The sequence below is a fragment of the Actinophytocola sp. genome (assembly GCF_036002505.1).
Taxonomy (GTDB): Bacteria; Actinomycetota; Actinomycetes; order Mycobacteriales; family Pseudonocardiaceae; genus DASYTH01.
In genome coordinates this window covers 1-26,276 of the sequence record NZ_DASYTH010000368.1, presented here as the reverse complement: position 1 = coordinate 26,276, position 26,276 = coordinate 1, and the positions used below count along the sequence as shown (strand labels likewise).

25 protein-coding genes are annotated in these 26,276 nt (G+C 69.6%); 13 read left to right on the top strand and 12 right to left on the bottom strand.

Going from position 1 to position 26,276, the window contains the following annotated elements; translation table 11 throughout:
- Positions 1-74: 74 nt before the first annotated feature.
- Together VGR06_RS32435 and VGR06_RS32430 are read right to left on the bottom strand one after the other, a co-directional pair.
- Positions 75-1,325 (bottom strand): AMP-binding protein, encoded by a 1,251-nt coding sequence (locus VGR06_RS32435; protein WP_327562995.1) that lies wholly within the window; start codon positions 1,323-1,325, stop codon positions 75-77.
- Positions 1,318-2,055, bottom strand: a complete 738-nt coding sequence (locus VGR06_RS32430) for an IclR family transcriptional regulator (protein WP_327562994.1) — start codon at positions 2,053-2,055, stop codon at positions 1,318-1,320. The genes VGR06_RS32435 and VGR06_RS32430 overlap by 8 nt, the downstream gene beginning before the upstream one ends.
- A 101-nt stretch (positions 2,056-2,156) precedes the next feature.
- Here VGR06_RS32430 and VGR06_RS32425 point away from each other — a divergent pair, with 101 nt between their 5' ends.
- The 7 genes from VGR06_RS32425 to VGR06_RS32395 all read left to right on the top strand — a co-directional run bounded on the left by VGR06_RS32425 (position 2,157) and on the right by VGR06_RS32395 (position 10,149).
- Complete coding sequence (locus VGR06_RS32425; protein ID WP_327562993.1) at positions 2,157-3,023, top strand: ABC transporter ATP-binding protein; 867 nt, start codon at positions 2,157-2,159, stop codon at positions 3,021-3,023.
- Between the two features lie 70 nt (positions 3,024-3,093).
- A complete protein-coding gene (locus VGR06_RS32420; RefSeq protein ID WP_327562992.1) occupies positions 3,094-5,022 on the top strand; it encodes an AMP-binding protein in 1,929 nt (642 codons plus the stop codon).
- On the top strand, positions 5,019-5,888 hold the full coding sequence (locus tag VGR06_RS32415; protein WP_327562991.1) for a branched-chain amino acid ABC transporter permease: 870 nt from the start codon (positions 5,019-5,021) through the stop codon (positions 5,886-5,888). Before VGR06_RS32420 ends, VGR06_RS32415 begins: the two co-directional genes overlap by 4 nt.
- 1 nt (position 5,889) lies before the next feature.
- Positions 5,890-6,951 carry a branched-chain amino acid ABC transporter permease gene (locus tag VGR06_RS32410; protein WP_327562990.1) on the top strand — a complete coding sequence of 354 codons (1,062 nt, stop codon included), beginning with the start codon at positions 5,890-5,892 and terminating at the stop codon, positions 6,949-6,951.
- Positions 6,952-6,963: 12 nt separating this feature from the next.
- Positions 6,964-8,154, top strand: a complete 1,191-nt coding sequence (locus tag VGR06_RS32405) for an ABC transporter substrate-binding protein (RefSeq protein ID WP_327562989.1) — start codon at positions 6,964-6,966, stop codon at positions 8,152-8,154.
- The gene (locus VGR06_RS32400; RefSeq protein WP_327562988.1) at positions 8,151-8,948 is read left to right on the top strand and encodes an ABC transporter ATP-binding protein; all 798 of its coding nucleotides are present in this window, start codon (positions 8,151-8,153) and stop codon (positions 8,946-8,948) included. Before VGR06_RS32405 ends, VGR06_RS32400 begins: the two co-directional genes overlap by 4 nt.
- A 13-nt stretch (positions 8,949-8,961) precedes the next feature.
- A complete protein-coding gene (locus VGR06_RS32395; RefSeq protein ID WP_327562987.1) occupies positions 8,962-10,149 on the top strand; it encodes a phenylacetate--CoA ligase family protein in 1,188 nt (395 codons plus the stop codon).
- A 14-nt stretch (positions 10,150-10,163) separates the two neighbouring features.
- Here the strand turns inward: VGR06_RS32395 and VGR06_RS32390 are convergent, their stop codons facing one another.
- From VGR06_RS32390 to VGR06_RS32370, 5 genes are all read right to left on the bottom strand, one after another.
- Positions 10,164-11,045: an alpha/beta fold hydrolase gene (locus tag VGR06_RS32390; protein WP_327562986.1), complete on the bottom strand. Its 882-nt coding sequence runs from the start codon at positions 11,043-11,045 to the stop codon at positions 10,164-10,166.
- Positions 10,993-11,490 carry an MFS transporter gene (locus VGR06_RS32385; protein ID WP_327562985.1) on the bottom strand — a complete coding sequence of 166 codons (498 nt, stop codon included), beginning with the start codon at positions 11,488-11,490 and terminating at the stop codon, positions 10,993-10,995. Before VGR06_RS32385 ends, VGR06_RS32390 begins: the two co-directional genes overlap by 53 nt.
- Before the next feature lie 187 nt (positions 11,491-11,677).
- Positions 11,678-11,950 (bottom strand): hypothetical protein, encoded by a 273-nt coding sequence (locus VGR06_RS32380; RefSeq protein WP_327562984.1) that lies wholly within the window; start codon positions 11,948-11,950, stop codon positions 11,678-11,680.
- A complete protein-coding gene (locus VGR06_RS32375; RefSeq protein WP_327562983.1) occupies positions 11,947-12,345 on the bottom strand; it encodes a hypothetical protein in 399 nt (132 codons plus the stop codon). The genes VGR06_RS32380 and VGR06_RS32375 overlap by 4 nt, the downstream gene beginning before the upstream one ends.
- A 118-nt stretch (positions 12,346-12,463) precedes the next feature.
- Positions 12,464-13,279, bottom strand: a complete 816-nt coding sequence (locus VGR06_RS32370) for an oxidoreductase (protein ID WP_327562982.1) — start codon at positions 13,277-13,279, stop codon at positions 12,464-12,466.
- Between the two features lie 111 nt (positions 13,280-13,390).
- Here VGR06_RS32370 and VGR06_RS32365 point away from each other — a divergent pair, with 111 nt between their 5' ends.
- Positions 13,391-13,861, top strand: a complete 471-nt coding sequence (locus tag VGR06_RS32365) for a helix-turn-helix domain-containing protein (RefSeq protein WP_327562981.1) — start codon at positions 13,391-13,393, stop codon at positions 13,859-13,861.
- Between the two features lie 1,348 nt (positions 13,862-15,209).
- Positions 15,210-15,725 (top strand): hypothetical protein, encoded by a 516-nt coding sequence (locus VGR06_RS32360; RefSeq protein WP_327562980.1) that lies wholly within the window; start codon positions 15,210-15,212, stop codon positions 15,723-15,725.
- 37 nt (positions 15,726-15,762) lie between these two features.
- Here the strand turns inward: VGR06_RS32360 and VGR06_RS32355 are convergent, their stop codons facing one another.
- From VGR06_RS32355 to kdgD, 5 genes are all read right to left on the bottom strand, one after another.
- Positions 15,763-17,277 carry a tripartite tricarboxylate transporter permease gene (locus VGR06_RS32355; RefSeq protein WP_327562979.1) on the bottom strand — a complete coding sequence of 505 codons (1,515 nt, stop codon included), beginning with the start codon at positions 17,275-17,277 and terminating at the stop codon, positions 15,763-15,765.
- 149 nt (positions 17,278-17,426) lie between these two features.
- Positions 17,427-17,933: a tripartite tricarboxylate transporter TctB family protein gene (locus VGR06_RS32350; protein WP_327562978.1), complete on the bottom strand. Its 507-nt coding sequence runs from the start codon at positions 17,931-17,933 to the stop codon at positions 17,427-17,429.
- Positions 17,930-18,925, bottom strand: a complete 996-nt coding sequence (locus VGR06_RS32345; protein WP_327562977.1) for a tripartite tricarboxylate transporter substrate binding protein — start codon at positions 18,923-18,925, stop codon at positions 17,930-17,932. Before VGR06_RS32345 ends, VGR06_RS32350 begins: the two co-directional genes overlap by 4 nt.
- Positions 18,922-20,286: an enolase C-terminal domain-like protein gene (locus VGR06_RS32340; RefSeq protein WP_327562976.1), complete on the bottom strand. Its 1,365-nt coding sequence runs from the start codon at positions 20,284-20,286 to the stop codon at positions 18,922-18,924. The genes VGR06_RS32345 and VGR06_RS32340 overlap by 4 nt, the downstream gene beginning before the upstream one ends.
- Before the next feature lie 4 nt (positions 20,287-20,290).
- Positions 20,291-21,205: a 5-dehydro-4-deoxyglucarate dehydratase gene (kdgD, locus tag VGR06_RS32335; RefSeq protein ID WP_327562975.1), complete on the bottom strand. Its 915-nt coding sequence runs from the start codon at positions 21,203-21,205 to the stop codon at positions 20,291-20,293.
- A gap of 117 nt (positions 21,206-21,322) precedes the next feature.
- Between kdgD and VGR06_RS32330 the strand changes: the two genes are divergently transcribed.
- From VGR06_RS32330 to VGR06_RS32315, 4 genes are all read left to right on the top strand, one after another.
- Complete coding sequence (locus tag VGR06_RS32330) at positions 21,323-22,204, top strand: LysR substrate-binding domain-containing protein (protein ID WP_327562974.1); 882 nt, start codon at positions 21,323-21,325, stop codon at positions 22,202-22,204.
- A gap of 236 nt (positions 22,205-22,440) precedes the next feature.
- Positions 22,441-23,595: a mannonate dehydratase gene (locus tag VGR06_RS32325; protein WP_327562973.1), complete on the top strand. Its 1,155-nt coding sequence runs from the start codon at positions 22,441-22,443 to the stop codon at positions 23,593-23,595.
- Positions 23,596-23,654: 59 nt separating this feature from the next.
- Positions 23,655-25,328 (top strand): alpha/beta hydrolase family esterase, encoded by a 1,674-nt coding sequence (locus VGR06_RS32320; protein WP_327562972.1) that lies wholly within the window; start codon positions 23,655-23,657, stop codon positions 25,326-25,328.
- A gap of 95 nt (positions 25,329-25,423) precedes the next feature.
- Positions 25,424-25,741: a hypothetical protein gene (locus VGR06_RS32315; protein WP_327562971.1), complete on the top strand. Its 318-nt coding sequence runs from the start codon at positions 25,424-25,426 to the stop codon at positions 25,739-25,741.
- The last annotated feature ends 535 nt before the right edge of the window (positions 25,742-26,276 follow it).

Below are 26,276 nucleotides of genomic sequence, written 5' to 3'. Positions count from 1 at the left end.
CGCCCCCAGTGGTCGTACCCGATCTCGCCCTCGATGCCCCGGAGCGTGCCGGCCCCGGGCCGGCGCAGGACCAGTTAGCCCGCGGTGCCGTCGGGCACCTCAGCCGCGCCGTCGACGACCGCCGGTCCGGCGTCGGGCAGCCGGGCGGGGTCGGCCGGCGCGTCGACGGCGACGATCCCGCCCAGCTCGATCTGTCCCCACGCATCCACCACCGCGTCCTTGTCGCCGGTGACCCGGTCGGCGATCCAGGCGCGCAGGTCGGGTCGCAGCGGCTCGCCCATCGCGACGACCCGGTGGAGCGTGCGCCGGGCCGATTCGGGTGGGGCGGCGTCGGCCCAGCCGCGTACCCGGTCGAGCACGGACGGTGTGGTGAGCAACGTGTTCACCCCGTACCGCTCGATGATGTCCCACAGCCGCCGGTGGTTCGGTATGTCGACGGTGCCCTCGAACATCACGGTCGGATCGCCGCAGGCGAGCGGGCCGAGCACGCCGTGCACCTGGGAGCCGATGAACGCGAGGTCGACGGGGCACCAGAACACCCCGCCGGGACTGAGCCCGTACCGGTGCACGGCGCTGGCCGCGGCCAGCAGGTTCGCGGTGCCGTGGACGGCGAGGACCGGCTGCCCGCGCCGGTTGGCCAGCCAGGTCAGCAGCAGGGGGTGCTCGGCCGGTAGGGCCGGCACCGGGTCGGTCGGCGCCGATGGTGGTGGCATGCGCGCCGGGGCGAGCAGGTCGTGCAGCCAGCGGTCGCCTTCGTACCAGGCGACGTCGAGGCCGGTGCGGCGGACGACCACGGTGTGCTGGACCCCGCCGGCGGCGGTGAGCGCGTCGTCCACTCTGGACTTGGTGGGAATGATGGTGCCGTGCCGCCACGCGCCGTCCTGGGTGATGAGGACCCGCGGTGCGACGAATTCCAGCCGTTCGGCCAGCGCCTCGACCGGTAGCGGTGTCGGGATCAGGCAGAACGGCGCGCCGATCCGCGCGCAGGCCAACATGGCCACGACCGCCTCGGGCAGCCAGCCCAGGTGCAGCGCGACCCGGTCACCCGGGCCCACGTCGAGGCCGCGCAGGGCCACCGCCAGCGCGGCCACCTCACGGCCCAGTTCGCCGAAGGTCAGCGTGCGCCGATCACCCGGCTCGCCCTCCCAGTGGATGGCCGGCCGGTCCGCCGGGTGCCGGTCGACGCAGTTGACCGCGGCGTTGAGCGTTCCGTCGCGGAACCACCGGCCGAGCCGACCCGCCGGCTCGTATGCCGCGCTCGGCGGCGTGGTCCAGGCCAGGGTGTCGGCCACCGTCGCCCATCTGGGGTCGGCCGGCTCAGGCATGGCCGAGCATCCGGCCGGCCGCGCCGGTCGCGCGGGTGAGCTCCACCGCCGCCTTGGCGACCAGGTCGTCGTCGCCGACCATGGCGACCAGCGCCGCGGCGGTCCGGCCGGAGCCGTCGACCACCGGCACGGCGACCTCGATCGTTTCGCGGCCGGGTACCGGCAGCGCCAGGTGGTCCGTCGTGCGCCAGGCCGCTCGCTCCTGACCGGCGGTGCGCCGCTCGGCCTCGTCGGCCCGCGCCAGGGCCTGCGCCCATCCGGTGTCGTCGGCGCGCGCGGCCAGCAGCCGCCCGGGGGCGGTCGACAGGGCCGGGGCGAGCCGGTGCGGCTCGCGGTACAGCCCGCCGTCGCCGCCCTCGACCCGATCCACGTAGGCGACGCTGCCGCGCAGGTACAGCGCGATGTAGACCGAGGTGCCCAGGGCGTCCCGCACCCCAGGCAGGTACGGCGAGAGCGCGGCGAGCACCGGCAGGCGGGCGAGGTACCGGTGGGAGAAGCGGACCAGCTCGGGGCCGAGCCCGTAGCGCGCCGAGTGGGTGTCCTGCTCGACCAGGCCGGCCAAGCTCAGCGACCGCAGCAGCCGGTGCACGGTCGGCACGGACAGGCCGGACTGCTCGGCGAGGTCGGTGAGGTGCTGGTACGCCGGGCCGTCGGCGAGCAAATGAAGCAGCGTGACCGCGTTGCGCACGGTGCCGAGCGAGCCGCGCAGATCAGCCTCACTACCCGTCACGGGAGTACGGTAGCAACTCGAACGTCGAATCCGTATAGAGCAGTTGACTTTCACATAATGGAAACCTAGGGTCGGGCCACGGTGAGACTGGAGGCAGCGGTGTGATCACTCGGGAGTACCGCTTTCCCCTCAACAGCAGCACGCTGCCACCCGGTCGGCCGCTGCTGGAGGTCGAGGACCTCAGCCTGCGGTTCGGTGGTGTGCAGGCGCTGGCCGGGGTGTCGCTACAGGTACGGCAAGGGGAGATCCACGCGGTCATCGGCCCGAACGGCGCCGGCAAGTCCAGCCTGCTCAACTGCGTGTCCGGGCTGTACCGCCCGCAGCGCGGCCGCGTCACGCTGCACACCGCCGACGGGCCGGTCAAGCTGCTCGGTCGGGCGCCGCACCGCATCGCCCGCCTCGGCGTGGCCCGCTCGTTCCAGAACATCGAGCTGTTCCGGCACCTGACCGTGCTGGAGAACCTCCTGCTCGGCCGGCACCACCGCCTGAGCACCGCACTGCTGCCGGCGCTGCTGTGGTACGGACCGGCGCGCCGGCAGGAGATCGCCCATCGCGAGCTGGTCGAAGAGGTGATCTCCCGGCTGGAGCTGCAGGCGGTCCGGCACCAGCCGGTCGCCTCGCTCGCCTACGGATACGCCAAGCGGGTCGAGCTCGGCCGGGCACTGTGCCTGCAGCCGGCCATCCTGCTCCTCGACGAGCCGATGGCCGGCATGAACACCGAGGAGAAGGAGGACATGGCCCGGTACGTGCTCGACGTCAACGAACTGGCCGGGGTGACGGTCGTGTTGATCGAGCACGACATGGATGTGGTCATGGACGTCTCGCACCGGATCACCGTCCTGGACTTCGGCCGGCTCATCGCCTCGGGCGCCCCGGAACAGATCCGCGACGACCCGGCGGTCATCGACGCCTACCTCGGCGAGGCGGCCGCCGGCCCGGGGTCGGCCGGTGCCGGAGCACCCGCATGAGCGAGCTTGCGAGCGAATCAATGTCACAGGGCGACCGCGAGCGGCGACACCGAGCCTGCGAGGGGTCGTCGTGAGCGGGCCGGACACCATGCCCCGGCTGCTCGCCCAGCATGCCGCACACCAGCCGGGCGCGGTCGCGCTGCAGGAGAAGCGGTACGGGATCTGGCAGCCAATGACCTGGGCGCAGTACGCCCGGCGCGTGCACGACTTCGCCTACGGCCTGGCCGAGCTGGGCGTGCAGCGCGGCGACGTGGTCGCGGTGCTGGGCGACAACCGGCCGGAGTGGCTGATCACCGAACTGGCCGCGCAATGCCTGGGCGCCTCGGTCGTCGGGGTGTACCCGACCAGCATCGGCGACGAGGTCCGGCACGTGCTGGACACCGCCGAGGTCGGGGTGGTCGTGGCCGAGGACCAGGAACAGGTCGACAAACTGGTCCGGCTCAAGGACGCCCTGCCCAAGCTGACCACGATCGTGTACTACGACCCGCGCGGGCTCACCGGCTACCCGCAGCCGTACCTGGCGAAGTTCGGCGACGTCGAGGCGGCCGGAGCACAGGCGCGGGCCCGGGATCCGCGGCGGCTCGACCACGAGATCGCCCGGGGCGATCCGGCCGACACCGCGGTCATCTGCACCACCTCCGGTACCACGGCCCAACCGAAACTGGCCGAGCTGTCGCACGCGAACCTGCTCGCGATGGCCGAGCACCTCACCGAGTTCGACCCGATCGGCCCCGGGTACCGGTACGTGTCCTTCCTGCCGCTGGCCTGGATCGGCGAGCAGATGCTGGCCGTCGCATGTGGACTGCGCGCGGCCATGACGCTGTCGTTTCCTGAGGAGGCGGCGACCCAGCGAACCGACCTGAGGGAGATCGGCCCGGACGTGCTGTTCAGCCCGCCGCGGATCTGGGAGTCGATGCTCTCCGAGGTACAGGTACGCATCGACGAGGCCGGCTGGCTCAAGCGGCGCGTCTTCGCCTGGGCGTACCGGGTGGGCGACCGGGCGGCGGCGCGGCGCGGCGGACGCACCGGCGCGGTCCGGTTGGCCGCCGACCTGGTCGGGTTGCGGCCCGTGCGCGATCAGCTCGGGCTGGCCCGGGTGCGGCGGTGCTACACCGGCGGGGCGCCGCTGTCGCCGGACGTGTTCCGGTTCTTCCATGCCATCGGGGTCAACCTCAAGCAGATCTACGGCCAGACCGAGGTCTGCGGCATCGCGGTGGCGCACCGCGACGGCGCCGTGCGGTTCCACACCGTCGGCGTGCCGATCCCCGGCACCGAGCTGCGCATCACCGACGACGGCGAGATCCTGCTGCACTCGGCGAGCGTGTTCCGCGGGTACCTGCACGATCCGCAGGCCACCGCGCGGGCCAGGACCGCCGACGGCTGGCTGCACACCGGCGACGCCGGGTACCTCGACGACGGGGAGCTGGTCGTCATCGACCGGCAGGCCGACGTGCTGTCGCTCCCCGACGGCAGCCGGTTCTCCTGCGCGTTCATCGAGAACAAGCTCAAGTTCTCCCCGTACGTGGAGGAGGCGGTCAGCTTCGACGGTACGGCCGGCATCACCGCCATGATCTGTATCGACCCGCGGGGGGTCGGCGCGTGGGCCGAGCGATCCCGGGTCGGCTACACCACCTACACCGACCTGGCCGGCAAGCCCGCGGTGGCCGACCTGCTCGCCGAGGAGGTGGCCCGGGCCAACGCCGACCTGCCCGAGCCGATCCGCGTACGCCGATTCGTGCTGCTGCACAAGCAACTCGACCCGGACGACGACGAGATCACCCGCACCCGCAAGGTCCGCCGCAGCGTGGTCGGCAACAGGTACGCCGCCATCATCGCCGCGTTGGACCGCGACGACGAGTCGGTCGACGTGCACACCACCGTCACCTACCAGGACGGAACCCGGGCCGAGCGGACCATCACGCTCGCGATCCGGCAGCCGGTCAGCCAGCACGCGCTGGCGCAGCGGCCCCGCCGCCCGGTCTGGAGTGGACGCGCATGACCGACTTCATCCAGTTGACCGTCTACGGCCTGGCCAACGGCGCGGTGCTGGCGCTGGCCGCGCTCGGCTTCGTGCTCATCTACAAGGCGACCAGGGTCATCAACTTCGCCCAAGGCGAGCTGCTGCTGATCGGCGCGTACCTGTTCTACACGGCGTTCGTCCTGCTTCGGCTGCCGCTGGCGGTTGCGGTCGTCGCCGGTGTCGTCGCCGCCGTGGTGCTCGGCGTGGCGGTGGAGCGGGTGGTGCTGCGGCCGCTGATCGGCGAGGACCCGATCGCGGTCATCATGGTGACGATCGGGCTGGCCGCGATCCTCAAAGCCGGTGTGCAGATGTTCTACGGCACCACACCGCGGGAGATGCCCAAGGTGCTGCCCACCGGATCGGTGGACATCGCCGGGGCCCCGGTGCCGCTGGACCGGCTCACCGCGGTCGGCGTCGCGGCCGTCGCGCTGGCCGCGTTCAGCGCGTTCTTTCGCTGGTCGCGGCACGGCATCGCGATGCGGGCGGTCGCCGACGACCAGCAGGCCGCGCTGGTCCAGGGGATCTCGGTACGGCGGATCTTCGCGCTGGCCTGGGCGCTGGCGGCGGTCAGCGCGCTGCTCGGCGGGGTGCTGCTGGCCGACATCGCCGAGGTGAGCCAGAACCTGGCCAGCTTCGGGCTGATCGTGTTCCCGGTGGTCATCCTCGGCGGGCTGGACTCGGTACCCGGGACGATCGTCGGCGGCGTGGTGATCGGCCTGCTCAGCCAGTACGCCGAGGGACTCTCGCCGGGCGCCTCGCAGGTCGCCCCGTACGTGGCGCTGGTGTTGATCCTGCTCGTGCGCCCGTACGGGCTGTTCGGCCAGGTCCGGATCGAGCGGGTGTGACATGGCCGCCACCGCGACCGGCGTCTACCACGGCTCCTACGCCTCCGAGCTGCGGCTGCGGCACACCGGTGCCGAGCGGTTCCGGCTGCTGCTGATCGCCGTCGCGCTGCTCGCGCTGCCATGGACGGTCAACACCTACTGGCTGGGCATCGTCAACACCATCGCCATCGCCGTGATCGGCGCGGTCGGGTTGAACATCCTGGTCGGCTTCACCGGGCAGATCTCGCTCGGGCAGGGCGGCTTCCTGGCCGTCGGGGCGTTCACCTCGGCGCTGCTGGTCCAGCGCGGCGGCCTGCCGCTGCCGCTGGCGATGACCGCGGCGGTGCTGGTCACCGCTGGGGTCGGGGCGTTCTTCGGCCTACCCGCGCTGCGGCTCAAGGGCCTGTACCTGGCCATTGCGACCATCGCCAGCCAGGAGATCATCATCTTCGTCGTCCGCCGCTGGACCTGGCTCACCGGCGGCCAGGGTTTCCTCGACGTGGACCGGCTCACCCTGTTCGGCTACCGAGTGCCGCGGACCAGCTTCGAGTTCGTCTGGTACTGGATCATCGCCGGCCTCGCCGTGCTGGCCGTGCTCAGCGCCCGCAACCTGTTCCGCACCGCGCTCGGCCGGTCCTTCATGGCGGTCCGCGACCAGGACATCGCCGCCTCGGCCATCGGCGTCAACCTGACCCGCACGAAACTGTTCGCGTTCGCGGTCTCCTCCGGGTACGTGGGGCTGGCCGGAGCGCTCATCGCGCACTACACCGAGACGGTCACCTGGGAGCGGTTCACCATCGACGTCTCGATCCAATACCTGGCAATGATCATCGTCGGCGGGCTCGGCAGCATCGCCGGGGCGGTGTACGGCGCGGCGTTCATCATGCTGCTGCCGCCGTTGCTCGCCGAGCTGGCCGGCAGCGTGCGCGCCTGGGCGCCGTTCCTGGCCGACCAGCTGCCCGCATTCCAGGCCGCCACCTTCGGACTGGTCATCGTGCTGTTCCTGCTGTTCGAACCGCGCGGGCTGAACCGGATCTGGCGCCGCGCCAAGGACTACTTCCGCTACTGGCCCTTCCGGTACTAGGAGGACAAGCCCATGAAACGACTCGTTTACGCAACCGCCGCCACCGCCGCACTCGCGCTGGTCGCCGGCTGCGGTGGACCCGGCGGGGACGCCGGTGCCGGCCAGGAAGGCAAGGAGATCGTCATCGGGGTGCTGGCCGACCTCACCGGTGCCACCGCCGACGTCGGCAAACCCTACAACGAGGGGGTGTTGGCCTACGTCGACAAGATCAATACCGCGGGCGGTGTCAAGGGCAGCAAAATCAAGGCGTTGAGCGAGGACTACGCCTACCGGGTGCCCACCGCCGAGGAGAAGTACAAGAGGTTCGTCTCCGAGCAGGCGGTCGCCATCCAGGGCTGGGGCACCGGAGACTCGGAGGCGTTGCGGACCAAGGTGAAAGACGACCAGCTGCCGTTCATGTCCGCCTCCTACGCCGAGGTGCTGACCGATCCCACCCAGTCGCCGTACAACTTCGTGGTCGCACCGACCTACTCCGACCAGATGCGGGTGGCGTTGGACTACATCGCGGCGCAGGACCCGGCGGCCCAGGTCGCGGTGTTCCACAACGACTCCCCGTTCGGCACCGCGCCGCTCGCCGACGGCGAGAAATGGCTCAAGGACAAGGGTTACCGGCTCGGCTTCAAGGCGTACCCGATGAAGACCGGTGCCACTGACCAGATCGGGCTGCTCCAGCAGGCCAAGGCGCAGGGCGCCAAGTACATCGTGATCCAGAACGTGTCGAGCCCGGCCGCGGTGGTCGCCCGGGACATCGCCGCGCAGCAGCTGGACATGCGGATCATCTGCCTGAACTGGTGCGCCGACGAGTTGTTCGTCAAGACCGCTGCGGCCGCGGCCGAGGGGCACGTGATGGTGCAGCCGTTCGCCCCACCGAGCGCCGGCAAGCCCGGCCTCCAGGAGGTCCGGCAGTACTGCCAGAGCAAGGGCATCGACCTCGACGCCAAGGGTCTGCACTTCGTGCAGGGCTGGTACACGATGCAGGTGATGGTCAAGGGCATCGAGAAGGTTCTCAACGACGGCACCGAGCTGACCGGCCCCAACCTGCGTACCGCCCTGGAAACGATGCCCGCGGTGGACACCGGCGGAGTCACCGGCCCGATCAAGTTCTCCGCCCAGAGCCACCGGGGCAGCACCGCCTCCGGCATCTACCGGGTCACCGGCGGCAAGCTCACCGAGGTCTCCGCCGCGGTGGTACCCAAGACGTGAGCCGGACACCCGCCGCGCTGACCGTGGAGAACCTGGAGGTCATCTACGACCAGGTGATCCTCGTGCTGCGCGGACTGTCGCTGGAGGTACCGGCCGGCCAGATCGTCACGCTGCTCGGCTCGAACGGCGCCGGCAAGTCCACCACCCTCAAAGCCATCGCCGGGCTGCTGCCCACCGAACACGGTGACGTCACCGACGGCACGGTCCGGTTCGACAGCCTGGACATCACCGGGATGGACGCGGCAGCGCGGGTACGCCGCGGCATCGCCATGGTGATGGAGGGCCGGCGGGTGTTCGAGCACCTCACCGTGCACGAGAACCTCGTAGCCGGCGGGTACACCCGCGGCGCCAAGGCCGACTACGCGCGGGTGTACGAGTTCCTGCCGGCTCTCGCGGCGCTGCGGTCCCGGGTCGCCGGCTACCTGTCCGGCGGCGAACAGCAGATGCTGGCGATCGGCCGGGCGCTGATGTCCGACCCGCGCCTGCTGCTGCTCGACGAGCCGTCGCTCGGGCTGGCGCCACGCCTGGTGGACGAGGTGTTCCGGGTGATCCAGCGACTCAACCAAGAGCTCGGCCTCACCGCGCTCCTGGTCGAGCAGAACGCCCGGCAGGCGCTCGCCGTGGCGCACCGCGGCTACATCATGGAGTCCGGCCGGATCATGCTCGACGGCCCTGCTGCGGAACTCGCCGACAACCCCGACGTCAAGGAGTTCTACCTGGGCCTGGGCGATGCCGGTGCACGCCGGCGGTACCGCGACGTCAAACACTACAAGCGCCGCAAGCGCTGGCTGTAGAAGGAGGGATGGCGTGCTCGCCGACCGAATCGCGCAGTACGTTCACGGTCTGGATGCCGCGGTCGCCGCCACCGTGAGCGAGGCGGCCGCCCGGGTACCGGCGTTCGCCGACCGCCTCGCCGCGGCCGACATCAAGGAAGTGCGGGAGGTCGCCGACCTCGACCGCCTGCCGGTGCTGGGCAAGGACGAGCTGATTGCGGCACAGCAAGCGGCTCCGCCGTTCGGCGGCGCGGTAGCCCCGAACGCGCGGTTGCGCAAGGTGTTCGCCTCACCGGGGCCGCTGTTCGAGCCGCAACTCACCGGCACCGATCCGTGGCACTGGGCCGAAGCGCTACGGGCCGCCGGATTCGGCCCGCAGGACGTGGTGCTCAACTGCTTCAGCTACCACCTCTCCCCGGCCGGCGCCATGTTCGAGGAAGGCGCGCTTGCGCTCGGCGCCACCGTGATCCCGGCCGGAGTGGGCAACCAGGAGCTGCAGATCAAGACCGCGGTGCGGGTCGGCGCGTCGGCATACACCGGGCTGCCCTCCTACCTCAAGGCACTGCTGGACAAGGCGACCACGCTCGGTGAGCCGCTGGCGATCCGGCGGGCACTGGTCACCGCCGAGCCGCTGCCAGACTCGCTACGCGACTGGCTGGCCTCCTATGTGGACACCGTGCACCAGGCATACGGGACCGCGGAAACCGGGCTGCTCGGCTACGAAACCGCGCCCAACTCCGGACTTGCCCTACCCGACGGCGTACTCGTGCAAATCTGCGATCCGGCGACCGGCACTCCCGTGGTCGACGACAGCATCGGCCAGGTGGTGGTCACCCTGCTGCGCCCCGAGCAGCCACTGGCCCGGTTCGGAACCGGCGACCTGTCCGCCTGGCGCCTCGGCGCCGACTCCTCGCTGCGCCTGGCCGGCGTACTCGGGCGCATCGGCGAAGCGGTCAAGGTACGCGGAATGTTCCTGCACCCCCGACAGGCGGCACAGGCGCTGGCCACGGAGCCCGGCATCGCCGCATACCGCTTCATCATCGACCGGGTCGAACACCGCGACACACTGCGCTGCGAACTGGTACCCGCACCCGACGCCGACGCCGACCTGGCCGACCGAATCCGAGACAAGATCCGATCCCAGCTGCGGCTCACTGCCGACGTCGTCTGCGTGCCGGCCCTCGATGACGGTCCGGTTCTCGACGACCGCCGGACCTGGTAGGCCCGCCAGTCGGGTCATGCCACCGAGTTCAGCACGTCGGCTGGCACGCCAGGCCGTTCCAGGGCGATGAAGTGGCCGGCGTTGGGGATCTGGGTGAACTCGGCGTCGGGCAGCTGTCGCCTGTTGGCCTGCCGATCTGAAGATCGGGACCAGTCCTTGTCCCCGTAGATGAGGTGGACGGGTGCGATGACCTCGGGGTAGCGGGCGCGAGCCGCGACGAGACTGGGCAGGTTGCGGTACACGGCGCGGGCGACGGTCGGGTAGCCCGGGTGGTGGCCGACGTTGAGGAGTTCGTCCAGGTAGTCCTCGCGCAGCGCGGTCGGGTCGGCGAGGCCGCCGGTCAGGATCGCGCGCATGACGGGTTTGGGTTCCAGCCGGGAGAGCATCGGGCCCACCCCGGGTGCGATGACGCCGGTAACGATCAGTCGTGCCAGGAGGCTGGATCTGGCGATTCCGCCGGCGTAGTCGTAGGCATTGACCGCCACGACGCGCCGGATGCGGTCGGCGAGGTCGGCCGCGGTGGTGAGGGCGAGCACGGCCCCCATCGACTCGCCGAGCAGAGTCACATCGCGCAGATCGAGCTGGGTGACCAGTCGTGTGACGGCTGCGCGCATGGCGGGTTCGTCGTAGGAGGCGCCGGGCACGATCTGCGAGTAGCCCATGCCTGGTAGGTCGAGCGCGTACACGGTGTATCGCTGCTGGACCAGCGGGATGAGGTGGCGGAAGTGCTCGGCCTGGGTGCGCACGGTGTGCAGCATGACCAGTGGCGCGCCGCTGCCACCGGTGAGGTAGCGCAGCCGGCCCTGCCGTTGGTCGCCCGACCCGGTCGGGTCGAGGAAACGGCTACTCGTTCCGGGGATCCTGATACCGGGTTCGGTGGTGGTGATGGTCGACATGTTCGTCTCCTTGAGGCGGATTCATCGGGGGCGTGGGATGGAACGGGTGTTGATCTGTTGCCCGCACGGTGCGGCGTGGGGTGAGCCGTGGCGACAGCAGGACCAGGCCGCTGGCCAGGCCAACGGCGCCGAGGACCCACCAGGTGCGGTGGTAGTCGGCGGCGGTGGCGGTGCGGGTGTCGCCGACCAGCGCGACGAACAGGCTGACGCCGAGCACGGCGCCGAGCTGGCGGAAGCTGGCGTTGATGGCCGAGCCGAGACCGAAGCGCGCGGGCGGCAGCGAGGCGACCGCGGCACCGGACTGCACCGGCAGGGTCAGCCCGATGGCCAGACCGGTGAGCAGCGCCAGTGGAAGCCAGTGCGTGGTCCACTGCGGGGACAGGCCGATCACGAGCGCGAACGCGGCGCTGGCCAGGGCCCAGCAGGCCGCGCCGGCGAGCAGCACGGCCCGGAACCGACCCGGCCCGCCAATCGGCCCGCGAGCCGGGCGAGCACCGCGACCATGACCGGTCCGGGTGCGCTGGCCAGCGCGGCCTCTAGCACCGAGAAGTGCCACACGGCCTGCAGGAAGACGATGTTGGCCAGCAGCATGCCGTAGAACGCGGTAGCGAACAGCAGGCTGGCGGCGTTGATCAGCCGTACTGCCGGATCCGAAACAGCTCGAGGTCCAGCGCCGGGTTGCGGGCGGTGGCGCTGCGCCAGCCGAGCACCGGCAGCAGCAGCGCGGCGAGCCCGAACCCGGCCACCACCCACCGGTTGTCCCAACCCCAGGCCGGCCCCTCGATGACCGAGAAGCTCAGCAGTGCTGGGATGGCGGCGACCAGCAGCGCGCCGGTCGGATCCGGAATGCCGCGGGCGCACGGGTCGCGGCTTTCCCGCAGCAGCCAGCGTCCGGCGAGGGTCACCAGCACTCCGATCGGCACGCTGACCAGAAACACCCACCGCCAGCTGCCGTACTCGATGAGCTGCGCACCGGTCGTCGGGCCCACGGCGGCGGCCGCCGCATCGCCGCCTGAGTGGCGACCGCAACCGGCCGCCGCATCGGCGGCACCTCCACCAGCAGCAGGGCAAGAGCGGTCGGTACCACCAGCGCGGCGAACGTGAGGCTGTAGGCGTTGAGCACCCACGCCAGACGGCTCGCGCCGGCGTGCAGATCGCGGCTGATCGTCTCGAACGCGACGTTCACGATCGTGACGTCCAGGAACACCATGAAGACCACCGCACTGGTGAGCGCCAGCACCACAGCCGCGTGCCGCCCCAGCGGCGGCGCCGCTGCGGTCTCCGATAGCTGCTGGGTCATCCGCACCCCGTCGCTGGTGCGTTGTGATTTCCTACCGCCGGGACGCCATGGGACCGCTCCACGTGCGCCTCGTTCTTCTTGCCGTGCTCGGCTGGTGGGGTTTGCCGGGCGGCGGGTGTCAACCAGTGAGCTGGTTGAGTTTGCGGATCTGCCTGTCGAAGGCCCAGGCGGGAACGACGCGACGCAGTGTGCTGGCGCGTCCGGCCACGGTGCCGGCGGTGTAGCGCAACTTCGGCTTCGCGTCGGTCGCTGCCGCGACGATCACCTTGGCGACAACGGCGGGGTCGTCGCCGTCCTTGATCGCTGTCTCCATCATGCGGTCGAAGGCGCGCCGCTGGTCCGCGTAGACCGGCAGGGGCGTGTCCGGCCGCGGGCTGTTGGCCTCGAATCCGGTCCTGGTGTAGGCGGGCTCGACGAGCAGCGCCCGGACGCCGTACTCCCGGACCTCGTGGTCCAAGGACTCCGAATATCCCTCAATCGCATGCTTGGAGGCGGAGTAGGCGGCCATGTAAGGCGAGGGGAGGAAGCCGACCACGGAGGAGAGGTTGATGATGCGCCCGCGTCCTTGAGCGCGCATGTGCGGCAGGACGGCCTTGGTCATGCGCATCACACCGAAGACGTTGACGTTGAAGAGGTCTTGGGCCTGCGCGACCGAACTTTCCTCAACGGCACCGATCGAGCCCATGCCGGCGTTGTTGACCAGGACGTCGATCCGCCCGAACCGCTCGATCACCTGCCCGACCGCGGCGGAGACCGACGTGTCGCTGGCCACGTCGAGATCGCGGAACGTCACGCCGTCGAGCGGGGCGACGCGCGAGGTGTCGCGGCTCGTGCCGACCACGTCGAAACCCGCTGCGACCAGCCCGAGCGCGGCTGCCTTCCCGATACCGGATGACGCACCGGTCACCACTGCCACCGGCCGAGCTGTCTTCATCATGGACTCCCAGACTCACCGAGGAAACGGTGTGTTGTGATTTCCTACCGACTGGCAGTCACGCTAGACCAGTGAGTTGGAAAAGGCAACACACTGGTCTAGGCTGGGGTCATGACCGACTCCGAGACACGGCCCGGCATCCGCCTGGCCGACCTGCCCCTGGGAGTCCGTCCCTGCTCACTCGCAGCGGCTCTGGGCGTCCTCGGCGAACGGTGGTCGCTACTGGCCCTGCGCGAGATCGGCTACGGCGTGCACCGCTTCGCCCGCATCGCCGGCTACATGGGCGCGTCCCGTGACATGCTCGCCGACCGACTGCGGAAACTGGAGGCAGCCGGGGTCATCGAGCGCCGGCAGTACAGCGAGCATCCGCCTCGCCACGAGTACCACCTCACCCAGGCCGGCCGGGAACTCTTCCCGGTCATGCTCGCCCTCTCCCAGTGGGGCGACAAATGGGCGGTCGACACCCCGTCCCTCACCCACCGACACACCTGCGGCCAACCGGTCCAGGTCGACTTCGTCTGCCACCACTGCGGCCAACCGGTCACCCGCGACACCATCCACACCCAACCCGCCAGCACCTGACCCGCCGTCGCGCCGGCCAGCCGGCTCCGGAGGCGGGAGCGCAGATTCAAATCCTGCCGAGGCGCCCCTGCTGAGCTGGTGAGATGACCATCATCCGTCTACAGAGGACCGTCGGGTGGCATGGATCGTGACATTCATACCCCTCTCGATGATGGTCTGGTGCGGCGCGGGCCGGTCAGCCGGCTGCCCAGCAGTCGCTGCGGGTGCTCGTCGACGCCGGCATCAACCCGGTCACCGGCCGCGCGCCCTACCTGCGTGAAACTGTTCCGGCCGGGCCGACGGCTCGGAAAGAGGCCGAAGCCTGCTTTCAGCAGGTTCCTCTGGCCCCACCCTCGGCAACGACCTTCGGCCCCACCCCGGGGACCGGCGGTCGGGAGACCAACCCAGCTTCGAGCAGCGCATCCCGCCCCTCCATGCCTCTCTGGAGCCGGCCACGGATGGAGCCGAACCAACCTGCCGAAGTGGGGCCAGCATTCGTTGCCGAAAACACCGAAGCCATAGCGTCGGGCCAGCCTTCCCACTTGTCCGTTGACATTCAATCTTGTTCGTGTGCCATCGAATCTGACCCAGTTGGAGTTTGTGCCACTCAAGTCTGACCGAGCGCCTCAGGTGGCCAGTTAAGAAACGAACTCGGCATCCCCACCACGACCGAAGCCGCAACGGTACTCAGCGCCTCCGGTTTCCGCCGTTCGGCGCGCTCCCTCTCGCCCACCCACACCGTCACCGGCGCGGACACGCAGTATCGACTCTCGCCTTCCCACGTTTCGTGCAGGAGCCGCAGACCAGACTCACGCCGCCTACATGCCGGACACCACCTGGCCAATAAACGGGCACCCGCCAGGCTCATCCCGGAAACTCTTGACCTCTCCGGTTTCGATGTCATCCTCAACGTTTCGACACGTCAACAGCGGTTCGCTTGCGCTCGTCTTCCTGGTCCCCACCTGACACCTCCCGGGCGCCTTTTCCTCATCGCTCACCACGACGGTCTTCAGCCAACGCAGCATGAGGCGGTTTGACGCCTCCCCCCCGCAGGGCGACGCCGAAGGGCCACAACCTTCATCACCCGCACAACACCGCATCACGAAGCCCTACCTACATGCAGGCTCCCCTCCGCGCTCGTGGCGCACTCAAGATCGTTTAAGCAGCGGCTCAGCACGTGCTACCCAAGGCCGATGGTGTGCCGGTGGTGCGAGACCTCGGCGATACCTCAGTGTCCACTGTGGAGTGAGTGCGATGAAGGCGTCCTTTGTCACGCTGAGCGTGAGGAAAGCGTCCTTCGTCGCACGACTTCGAGCCACTGGAGTACCTGGCGTCACTACAGTCCCATCAGCAACAAGCAACCACTCAGGTGATCTTGAAACAGCCGTGGCCGGAGAGCACCCCCGCCGACGGAGAGCGCATCACCGACATCCTGAAGATCATGGCACCCATGGACTTCTTCTCGGCGGCAGTCGGGACAGCGAACTTCCGCAACAACGGCATGCGTGACCTCATCGACTGTCAACAGGCACTGCGGGCGCGAATCTTCGCCCCTAATCACCAAACCACCGGCGGTTCGGACGTGGGGGAGACGAAGGCAATGACCCACTACGCTATTTACCTCCAGCAGCTTCGCAATATGGGCGTCCCCGAGAATGAGTGGCCAAACAGCCGGACCGTTGTGCCCGCCTGCCGTAGCGATCTCGGCGACCAGGACGGCGACTTCGGTCAGCGGTTTCTACATGCCGGTGAGCACCTTCGCATCGCTGATCGCCGTGTTGAGGGGCAGTCGGACAAGCGTGAGACGAACGCGATCGATGCGGTCCGCCCCGGCTGCCGCCGACGATCCCGGCTGGAAATCGCTGCGCGACCGGGGTCGTCATAGTGGCCCTCGCTGCGTTCTGCTGTTTCGGACGGACGGCCTAGACCTGGTTCGGCCCGCGTGTAACCCGTGCTGCCTGGCGGCTGCGGACCATCCGCAGGACGGGGACCACCACGACAGTGACCAGCAGGACAGCGACGAGGACCGCCGAGACCGGGCGGTGGAAGAAGCCGAGGACATTGCCGTCGAACAGGCGCATCGACCGGCGAAATGAGGATTCGAGGAGCTTGCCGAGTACGAACGCCAGGACGAAGGGCCCGGGTTCGAAGCCGAGCTTCTTCATGCCGTAGCCGAGGATGCCGAAGGCGATGACGAGGAACATGTCGAAGGCGTTGTTACGGATGCTGTAGACGCCGATCATGGTGACCAGCACGGTGAGGGGCGCGAGGATCCCGGCCCGGACCCGCAGAAGCCGTACGAACACACCGATCAGCGGGATGCTGAGTAGCAGCAGGATGAGGTTGCCCAGATACATGGAGTTGACGACGCCCCAGAACACGTCGGGGTGGTCGACGATGAGCTGCGGTCCGGGCGGGATGCCCTGCAGCAGCAATGCTCCAAACAGGACCGCCATGGTGGCGTTGGCCGGGATACCGAGCGTCAGCAAGGGTATGAACGACGACGTCGCCGCGGCGTTGTTGGCGCTTTCCGGTCCGGCGACGCCCTCGATAGCGCCATTGCCGAAGCGGGACGGGTCCTTGGCGGAACGCTTCTCCACGGCGTACGCGACGAGCGAGGACATGGTGGCGCCGCCGCCGGGCAGCACGCCGAGGACGAACCCGACGACCGAGCCGCGCAGGATCGCCATCCGGGACGCCAGCCACTCCAGCCGCCGCGGGATGGCCCGGCCGAACGAAAGTACGGCCGGCTGCGGGCGGAGCCGGTGTTCGAGGTTGTAGAGGATCTCCCCCACACCGAACAGGCCCATCGCGACGATGACGAAGTCGATGCCGTCGGCCAACTGGTCGCTGCCGAAGGTGAACCGTGGGCTGCCCATCAGCGGGTCCAGGCCCACCGTGGCGAGCAGCAGGCCGACGCCCGCGGCCGCGACGCTCTTGATGAGGGCGCCGTTGCCGAGGGTGGCGACCAGGAGGATGCCGATCAGGGCCAGCACGGTGTACTCGGCCGGGCCGAACTCCAGGGCGGCGTCAGCGACGAGCGGGGCGATGAGGGTCAGCAGGATGATCGAGGCGGTGCCGCCGATGAACGAGCCGATCGCCGCGATCCCGAGCGCGGAGCCGGCCTTGCCCTGGCGGGCCATCGGGTACCCGTCCAGCGCGGTGACCACTGTGGACGCTTCGCCGGGCAGCCGGAGCAGGACCGAGGTGATGGTGCCGCCGTACTGGGCGCCGTAGAAGATCCCCGCGAGCATGATGACCGCGGGCGCGGGTTCGATGTTGTACGTGATCGGCAGCAGGATCGCGATGGTGGCGGCCGGGCCGAGACCGGGCAGGACACCCACGAGCATGCCCAGGGTCACGCCGATCACGCAGTACAGCAGGTTCTGCGGCTCGAACGCCACCGCGAACCCGGACAACACGGAACCCACGTCCATGTCAGTCCCTCAGCTCGGGAATGTTGGCCGATGTCGTGGGTCGCCTCAGGTGGCCGGTCACCGGACCGCTCCTCGGGCAGACCTCGTTCCTCGGCCTACCCTCGTCACGGTGGGCCAACTCCCTCGCCCGCCATTCCGCAAGCTTCATGTCAGTCCCCGATCAGGTGCGGCAGCGGTACGCCGAGTCCGGTGATGAACAACGCGTACGCGCCCGCGGTCGCCAGCACCGAAACCGCCGCGGTGACGCGCCAGCTCTCGCCGCCCAGGAACCGCAGCCACAGCGCTAGCAGCAGCAGCGTGGGGATCTCGAAGCCGACGAGCTCGAACAGGTAGGTGTACACCGCCAGGCTGGCCGCGCCGATGACGACTGCCGCCGTGCTCCGGGTGAACGCCTCGGTGTCGCGTGCCACCCGGGCCCGGGCCGCGATGACCGCGCCGGCGAGGACCAGCAGCACCGCGACGATGCTCGGCCACAGCCCCGGCCCCGGGTTGCCCAGCCGCCCGAAGCCGAGGCCCCGGGCGTACCACAGGGTGGCCAGGCCGAGCCCGAGGGGGATCGCGCCGGCGACGGCGCCGAGGACCGGACCCCCGCGCCGGGGCCAGTCCTCGTCGGGTTGCTCGGACGCCTCGGGTGGGGCGGACCGGTCGACGGTCATGACGTGAAGGTGAGGCCGAACTTCTGCGTCAGCGACGCGAACTGCGCGGCAGAGTCCTTCAGGTGCTGCCGCGCCTGCTCGTCGGAGACCTCCCAGCGCTCCATGTAGTTGTCCTTCAGGAACTTCTCGTACGCCGGGTCCTTGCGCGCCTCGGCGAACGACTGCTCCAGCTTGGTGGAGACGGCCTCGGGCAGGCCGGGCGGCGCGATGATGAACCGCCGCTGGTCGACCACGACGTCGTAACCCTTCTCCTTGGCCGTGGGCACGTCGGGCAGGAACTCGCTGCGCTTGGTGGAGAAGATGGCCAACGGGCGCAGCTTGCCGGCCTTGATCTGCTCCATCGTCTCAGCCAGCGAACCGGACGTGGCGTCGAGTTGGTTGCCGAGCAGGGCGGTAACCGCGGGCGCGCCGCCGTCGAACGGCACGTCGGTCGCCGTGGTGCCGGCGCCCTTGAACAGCAGCGCCTGGGACAGCTGGCTGCCGGTGCCGACGCCGGCGGTCGCGTACTTGACGGACGGCGCCTTCACCAGGTCTTCGAGCGTCTTGTACGGTGAGGCCGCGTTGACGACCAGGACGTAGTCCTCCTGGACCAGGGTGGCCACGATCTCCATCTTGTCGGGCTGGATCGCGGTGGGGTCCTTGACCACGAGCGGCGTTATCGCGAACAGCGACTTGACCGCCAGAGCGAGGTTGTAGCCGTCCGGCGTCGAGGCCAGGACCTCCTTGCCGCCGACCGCGCCGTTGGCGCCGGGCTTGTTGGTGATGACGATCGACTGCCCGAGGGGCTTCTCGGCCGCCTTTGCGACGGCCCGGCTGATCAGGTCGCCGCTGCCGCCGGCCGCGAACGGGACGGTGAAGTTGACTGCCCGGGTGGGGTAGTCGCGGCCGGCGTCTTGGCTGCCGCCCTTGACACCACCGCAGGCGGCGACAGGCAGCACGGCGGCCGCGGCGAGGACGGCCAGGACGCGCCGGCGGGCATGGGACTCACTCATGACGACTCCTCGTAGAGAGCGGAGAGGCAGGGTCGCTTGGGGTCGAACGTCCAATTCGGAATGAGGTACTGCATGGCCACGGCGTCGTCACGTCCGTCGAGTCCCTGCTTCAGGTACAGCTCGTGGGCCGCCTCGACCTGTTCGAGGTCGAGCTCGACTCCGAGCCCGGGCGCGGTCGGGACCCTGATGAGGCCGTCGGCGATGGTCAACGGCTGCTTGGTGAGCCGCTGGCCGTCCTGCCAGATCCAGTGCGTGTCGATGGCCGTGATGTCGCCCGGCGCGGCGGCCGCGACGTGGGTGAACATCGCCAGCGACACGTCGAAGTGGTTGTTGGAGTGCGATCCCCAGGTCAGTCCCCACGCCTGGCAGAGTTGGGCGACGCGTACCGACCCGTTCATGGTCCAGAAGTGCGGGTCGGCCAAGGGGATGTCGATGGCGTTGGCGCGTACGGCGTGGGCCAGTTCGCGCCAGTCCGTGGCGATCATGTTGGTAGCGGTACGCAGCCCGGTGGCGCGCCGGAATTCGGCCATTACCTCGCGGGCGGAGTAGCTGCCCTCGGCGCCGCAAGGGTCTTCGGCGTAGGCGAGCACGCCGCCCAGGTCCCGGCACAGCACGATCGCGTCCCGCAGCGGCCAGCCGCCGTTGGGGTCGAGCGTGATGCGGGCCTGAGGGAACCGGGCGGCCAACGCGGTAACCGCCTCGACCTCCAGCCGTCCGGGCAGCACGCCACCTTTGAGCTTGAAGTCGCGAAAGCCGTACCGGGCCTGGGCGGCCTCTGCCTGGGCGACGATCGTGTCCGCGGTGAGCGCCGGCTCATGGCGCAGGCGCAGCCAGTCGTCGGGCGCGTCCGGCTCGCCGCGGTATGGCAGGTCGGTCTTGTTCCGGTCGCCGACGAAGAACAGGTAGCCAAGGGTCGGGACGGTGGTGCGCTGCTGCCCGTCCCCGAGCAGCGCGGCCACCGGGACGTGCAGGAACTGCCCGAGCAGGTCCAACAGTGCCGCTTCCAGGGCGGTGACGGCGTGCACGGTCGTACGCTGGTCGTACGTATGCCGGCCACGCCCGCCCGCGTCGCGGTCGGCGAACCGGCGCCGCACCGTGCCGAGGACGGCGTGGTACCGCGCGATCGGTTGACCCACCACGAGGTCGCGCGCTTCCCGCAGGGTCTGGGTGATGGCCTCGCCGCCCGGCACCTCGCCGGCCCCGACGTGCCCGGTCGCGTCGGTGAGGATGACGAGGTTGCGGGTGAAGAACGGGCCGTGCGCGCCGCTGAGGTTGAGCAGCATCGAGTCGTGGCCGGCGACCGGCACGACCCGCATGTCCGTCACGACCGGTACGGCGTCGTCAACCAGCACGGCCGTCATGGCCCTAGCCCAGCTTCTCGATGAGGGCGGTCAGCTTGATCATCTCGTCGGCGGTCAGGTCGGTCAGCGGCGGGCGGACCGGGCCGGCCGGACGGCCGATGACGCGCATGCCGGCCTTGACGATCGACACCGCGTAGCCGGGCCGGCGGTTCCTGATCTCCACCAGCGGCAGCACGAACTCGTTGAGCCGGCCGTAGACGCCGGCCCGGTCGCCGGCCCGCACGGCGTCGTAGAACCCGAGCGCGAACTTCGGCACGAAGTTGAAGATCGCCGAGGAGTAGGTCGTCACGCCGAGCTCCAGATACGGCAGCGCGAACGTCTCGGCGGTGGGCAAGCCACCGATGTAGAGCAGCCGGTCACCCACCGTCGCGTACAAGCGGGTCATCAGCTCGATGTCGCCCACCCCGTCCTTGAAGCCCACAAAATTGGGGCAGGTCCGGACGAGTCGATCGACGGTTGACACCGCGAACGCGGCGTTGGCCCGGTGGTAGACGATCACGCCCAGCGACGTGGCCGCGCAGACCGCCTCGACGTGCATGGCCAGGCCGTCCTGGCTCATCTCGGTCAGGTACGGCGGGAACAGCAGGACCGCGTCCGCGCCAGCCGCCTCGGCGTCGCGGGCCATCTCCACCGCCTGCGCCGTCCCGTATCCGGCTGGGGCGATGACCGGAACCGCCCCGGCGATCTCCCGCACCGCCGCCCGCAGCACCCGCCCGACCTCACCAGGCGTCAGCGAGAAGAACTCACCGGTGCCGCCTGCGACGAACAACCCAGCCGCCGGATGCGACGTCAACCACCCCAGGTTCTCCCGGTACGCCGCCTCGTCGAAGTCCAGCCCGGCGGTGAAGTGGGTGACCGGGAACGACAGCAGCCCGCCGCCCAGCACCTGCTGAATCTCCTCCGGGGCGTAACGCGTCATGCCTTCGAACTCCGTTTCGATGAGATGACCGGTACGTTAAGCCGCCAGCGCGATACCGATCCAACACAGGTTTGGCATCGCCTGATACCTTTTCGGCATCGCGCGCGGGAGGTGTCGATGTACACCCTCGATCAGCTACGGGGCTTCGTGGCCGTCGCCGAGGAAGGCCACGTCGGCCGGGCCGCCGCCCGGCTGCAGATGACCCAGCCGCCGCTGAGCCGCCAGGTGCAGCGGCTCGAGCACAGCATCGGCATCGTTCTCTTCGAGCGCACCCCCACCGGCGTGACGCTCACCCCGGCCGGACGCGTGTTCCTCGGCGAGGCCCGGCGGGTGCTCAACCTCGCCGCCACCGCTCCCCTGCTCGCCCGCCGCGTCGCGGCCGGCACGGCCGGATCCATCCGGATCGGCTTCACCGCCGTGTCGGCGCATACCGTGCTCGGGCACTGGATCGCCGTCGCCGCGGAGCACCTGCCCGAGGTTGACCTCGTGCTGCACGAGATGGTCACCCGCGCCCAGCTCGACGCCATCCTGGCCGGCGAGATCGAGGTCGGGCTGGTGCGCCAGGTCCCCCGGTCCGAGGTGCTCACCTCCCGGCTGGTCCACACCGACTCGCTCGTCCTGGCCGTTCCCCGCGGGCACCCGCTCACCAGCATCGGCCGTCCACCCCGCCTCGCCGACGTCGCCGAGCACGATGTGGTGACCTACTCACCGTCCGAGGCGTGGTATTTCTACGAGCTGGTCGTCGCGGCCTTCCGCCGGGCCCGAGCGATGCCCCGCTACGTGCAGCACATCAGCCAGGTCCACACCGTGCTGGCCGTCGTGAACGCCGGCCTTGGCGTGGCCCTCGTGCCGCGTTCCGCCTCGGCCCTTCGGCTGGAGAACCTCACGTTCCTCGACGTCGCGGACGTCGAGGAAGACACCGTCACCCTGCACTGCGTCTGGCGGACCACCAACGAAAACCCAGCGCTGGCGGCCCTCCTGGCGCTGGTCGCCGCGTAGGCGGCGAGATGCCGAAAAGGTATCGGACGATGCCAAAGCTGTGTTTGATCAGCATGGCAAGTGGTGCTTAACGTACCGGTCACCAAATCGAAACGACGTCCGGACGTGTTACGGCGTTGCCCTCGCCCCAACGGGGGGCGCCGACAGATCCGGGCCAGGCCTCGTTGACGCATCGCCCTGCTCCGAGGGCGCGCAGGCACGTCCGAATGATCCCCACTTTCTTATGGAGGGTCCCCATGGGCCAGTCGATCGATCGCAGAGCGTTCATCCAACGGGGCGGGACGGCCGCGGCCGTCGCGGGGGCGGGGACACTCCTGGGAAGTCCCGCGTCGCCGGCTCAAGCCTCAGGTGGCGAACGGCATCAACCGCACCGCAAGCTCAAGATGTACGTCGGCACCCAGCGCAGAGCGGCAACCGCGGCGGTACTGCAGGAGTTCACCAGGCACGGCGTGACCCACTGGGTGGGCTACCCGCCCACGCCCCCACTCGCCGAGGGCCGCGGCTACTGGCTGCCGTCGGAGGTCGAGCAGACCCGCGAGTTCGCCGAGCAGAACGGTGTCACGCTGGACATGGTGGCCCTGCCGTTCCTCACCTCGTCGCTCATCGACCGCGACCCCCGACCGGCGATCATGCTCGGCAAGAGTCCGGAGCGCGACCGGGACATCGACGACATCCACAAGATGATCGAGGCCTGCGCGATCGCCGGCGTACCCGGCTTCAAATACAACATGAGCCTCCTCGGCGTGCTGCGCACCGGTGAGGTGCCCGGCCGCGGCGGCTCGGTGTACGAACAGTTCCGCGCCGCCGACCTGCCCCGCGATGAGCCGCTGACCCGCGCCGGCGTCGTGGACGCGGACACCTTCTGGGAACGCATCGACTACTTCGTCCAGCGGGTGATACCCGTGGCCCACCAGTTCAAGGTGCGCGCGGCCTGCCACCCACAAGATCCGGGGACCCCGCCCGGCGGCTACCGCGGCATCACCAACGTCCTGAGCGTCCCCGGCGGCAAGGGCCTGTTCACCTTCCTGTCCCTGCACAAGAGCCCCTACCACGGGCTCAACCTCTGCGTCGGCACGCTCGCCGAGATGCTGTGGGACCCACAGCGCGAGATCTATGACATCGTGCGGCGGCTGGCCCGCACCAAGCGCGTCTTCAACATCCACCTGCGAAACATCATCGGACGGCGCGACGACTTCATGGAGGTCTGGCCGGACGAGGGTGACATCGACCACGCCCGGATCATCCGCATCCTGGCCGAGGAGGACTACTCCTACAACGTCGACCCGGACCATGTCCCCGACCACCCCGACGACCCGGGCGGGAAGCAGGCCTACGCGCACGGCTACGGCTACCTGCGCGCCTTGATGCAGGCCGTCGAGGCGTCCCTATGACTGGCGCTGCGCCATCGAGCCAAGGAAGAAAACACCGTCTACGCGCAGCCGTGGTCGCGATGGCCTGCCTGACCGGATCGACCGTCGCGGCGCCCGCGACCGCGTACGCGTATCCGGCCGAGCCGGCCCTGCAGCCGCTGCTGGACCAGGCGCTGATGGTCGACGGCGTGACCCGGCAGTACGCCCTGTACGTCCCCAGCGACCAACCCGCATACCGGGTCGCGGATCCCAAGAACAACCCGATCGTGGTGATCCTGCACGCCGACGGCGAAACCGCACGCGGCCACGCGCTCCGTACACAGTGGACCCGGGTGGCCGAGGAAGAAGGCTTCATCGCCGCCTTTCCCAGCGCGCTGAACGGCTCCTGGAACACCCACCTGGACCCAGGCCGGACCGACGACATCGGCTTCGTCACCGCGGTCACCGACGCGGTCCGCGGCGCCTACCAAGGCAGCGCGGTCAACACGTACCTGGTCGGCGAAGGTGCGGGCGCCGCGGTCGCCAACGAGGTCGCCGCGATCAACTCACCCCGGTACGTCGCCGTCGCCAGCCTCACCGGTGGCGCGCCGGCCGACTTCTACCAGACCGCGAGCGCACGGCTGCGGACCACCACGATGGCGAGCTGGACGTTCATCACCGGCCGCCAGCCCACCGCCGACGAGCACCGGCAGGTCGAATACTGGAAGCGCGCCAACGGCGTCGGCACCCGAGCCCGGCACGATGGCGGACGCGACTTCGACACCACCGTCTACCGCAACCCCACCAACCCCTTGGCCCAGGTCCGCGTCTCCCACCTGCGCGACCCGTTCACCCTCGGCGGCATCAGCGTGGCCCGCGCGATCTGGCGCGACATGTTCCGCCCCACCCTGCGCTTCACCGACCAGGACTCCGTCAACGGACACCTCGTGCCGTTCCGGACCGCCAAGCAGATGCGGCTCACCGAATACACCGCCACGCTCGCCGGCCAGACCCGCCGCTGGCTGGTGTACCTGCCCAGCAACTACCGCAAGCTGACCACGCACGGCCGAACCCTGCCCCTGGTGCTGGCCTTCCACGGCCGCAATGGATCCGGCCGCTACCTGGCCCAGCAGACCGGATGGCACGAGGTCGCCGAAGCGCGCGGCTTCATCGTCGTATACCCCCAAGCCGAACCGGTGACCGGAGCCAACATCGGCTTCAGCGGCAGCATCGACGCCGCCAACCCCGACGTGGCCGTAACCCTCGGCATCCTCGCCGATGTCACCACCCGGTTCGCCGTGGACACCACCCGCGTCATCGTCACCGGCGTCTCCCAGGGCGCGGCGTTCACCAACCGCCTCGCCGTGCAGTACCCGCACCTGTTCGCCGCCATCGCGCCCTGCTACTCCGGACACCTCAACGCCACCAGCTACACAAACCCCATCGTGCGCACCGACGTACCCCTGCCGGTATGGCAGTGCCGCGGCGTGAACGAGGTCCCCACCGACTACCCCGGCGGCACCGCCGGCGAAGCCGCAGCCAAGCTCTTCTGGCGGAAAGCCGTCAACAAGAACGCCGGACCACCCACCGTCGAGGTCGACGGCCGGTACACCACCGACGTCTACCGCGACGGCGTCGCCGAGTACCGCTGGACCGTCAACGGCGACATCGGCCACTTCTGGCCCAAAGACCTTGGCTACAAGCTGTGGGACGACTTCCTGTCCCGCTATCGCCGACTCCCCGACGGCACCTTGGCTGGCCCGGGCGGACGCTGACCGGCACCACGCGGCGGAACCGACAGCAGGCCGCCAAACGAGTGTCTGACAACGTACGGCGGCCCCGCCGGGGACCTCACCACCGCAACCAACCCGTGCCGATCGGTGCGGAGATCACCGGTCTGGACGGCCATATCCAATCCCTGGCCTTCAGCCCGGACATCACGATTCTGGTCGGCGGCAACAAGGCCAGATCCAGATCTGGAACATCGCCGACCCGCACCACCCCTCAGCCTCTCGCCAGCCTGGACCGCTCCCGGCAAACCACCTGGAGCCTGGCCTTCAGCCCCAACGGCCACATCCTCGCTGCCGCCACCGGTGACCGCAGACTGTGGGACATCGACCCGGAACGCGTCGCCGCCCAAATCTGCTCCACAACCGGCGACCCCATCAGCCAAGCAGAACGGAATTGACTCGGCGTCGCTGCCCTCCCCGACGTTGTAGAAGCCGGACATCGACATGGCGCCCAGCCCGATCCGGGAGACGTCCAGTCCACCCAAGGAGATGTGCTTCATGAGAAACTCCGTTCTGCGATTTCACGTTCCAGGCGATCTCGGGCCTGGGGTGTCGAGCGGCGGCTGACGGCGAGCGCCCCCGCCGGGCAGACCTGCGAGACCCGTGCTCACTGTGTTTAGCCCGCTGCCCAAGTAACCACGCGCTGGCCGCTGCCCGTTCCCTCTCAAGGGGCACGGTTGTTCCGAGGGTCGGTCAGTTCCCCACGGCTGTTTCAAGATCACCTGAGTGGTTGTTGTTGCTGATGGGACCGTGGTGACGCCAGGAACTCCAGTGGCTCGGCAGTCGTGCGATGAAGGGGGCCTCCCTCACGCCGAGCGTGACGAAGGCCCCCTTCATCTCACCCACTCCACAATGGACACCGAGGTATCGCCGAGGTCCCGCACCACCGGCACACCATCGGCCTTGGGTAGCACGTGCTGAGCCGCTGCTTAA

What these genes read in the sequence shown, in the direction of transcription:
- VGR06_RS32435 (WP_327562995.1), bottom strand. Translation starts at nt 1,325, where the DNA reads ATGCCTGAGCCGGCCGACCCCAGATGGGCGACGGTGGCCGACACCCTG.
- VGR06_RS32415 (WP_327562991.1), top strand. Translation starts at nt 5,019, where the DNA reads ATGACCGACTTCATCCAGTTGACCGTCTACGGCCTGGCCAACGGCGCG.
- VGR06_RS32410 (WP_327562990.1), top strand. Translation starts at nt 5,890, where the DNA reads ATGGCCGCCACCGCGACCGGCGTCTACCACGGCTCCTACGCCTCCGAG.
- VGR06_RS32405 (WP_327562989.1), top strand. Translation starts at nt 6,964, where the DNA reads ATGAAACGACTCGTTTACGCAACCGCCGCCACCGCCGCACTCGCGCTG.
- VGR06_RS32390 (WP_327562986.1), bottom strand. Translation starts at nt 11,045, where the DNA reads ATGTCGACCATCACCACCACCGAACCCGGTATCAGGATCCCCGGAACG.
- VGR06_RS32375 (WP_327562983.1), bottom strand. Translation starts at nt 12,345, where the DNA reads ATGACCCAGCAGCTATCGGAGACCGCAGCGGCGCCGCCGCTGGGGCGG.
- VGR06_RS32370 (WP_327562982.1), bottom strand. Translation starts at nt 13,279, where the DNA reads ATGAAGACAGCTCGGCCGGTGGCAGTGGTGACCGGTGCGTCATCCGGT.
- VGR06_RS32365 (WP_327562981.1), top strand. Translation starts at nt 13,391, where the DNA reads ATGACCGACTCCGAGACACGGCCCGGCATCCGCCTGGCCGACCTGCCC.
- VGR06_RS32355 (WP_327562979.1), bottom strand. Translation starts at nt 17,277, where the DNA reads ATGGACGTGGGTTCCGTGTTGTCCGGGTTCGCGGTGGCGTTCGAGCCG.
- VGR06_RS32350 (WP_327562978.1), bottom strand. Translation starts at nt 17,933, where the DNA reads ATGACCGTCGACCGGTCCGCCCCACCCGAGGCGTCCGAGCAACCCGAC.
- VGR06_RS32345 (WP_327562977.1), bottom strand. Translation starts at nt 18,925, where the DNA reads ATGAGTGAGTCCCATGCCCGCCGGCGCGTCCTGGCCGTCCTCGCCGCG.
- VGR06_RS32340 (WP_327562976.1), bottom strand. Translation starts at nt 20,286, where the DNA reads ATGACGGCCGTGCTGGTTGACGACGCCGTACCGGTCGTGACGGACATG.
- kdgD (WP_327562975.1), bottom strand. Translation starts at nt 21,205, where the DNA reads ATGACGCGTTACGCCCCGGAGGAGATTCAGCAGGTGCTGGGCGGCGGG.
- VGR06_RS32330 (WP_327562974.1), top strand. Translation starts at nt 21,323, where the DNA reads ATGTACACCCTCGATCAGCTACGGGGCTTCGTGGCCGTCGCCGAGGAA.
- VGR06_RS32325 (WP_327562973.1), top strand. Translation starts at nt 22,441, where the DNA reads ATGGGCCAGTCGATCGATCGCAGAGCGTTCATCCAACGGGGCGGGACG.
- VGR06_RS32320 (WP_327562972.1), top strand. Translation starts at nt 23,655, where the DNA reads ATGGCCTGCCTGACCGGATCGACCGTCGCGGCGCCCGCGACCGCGTAC.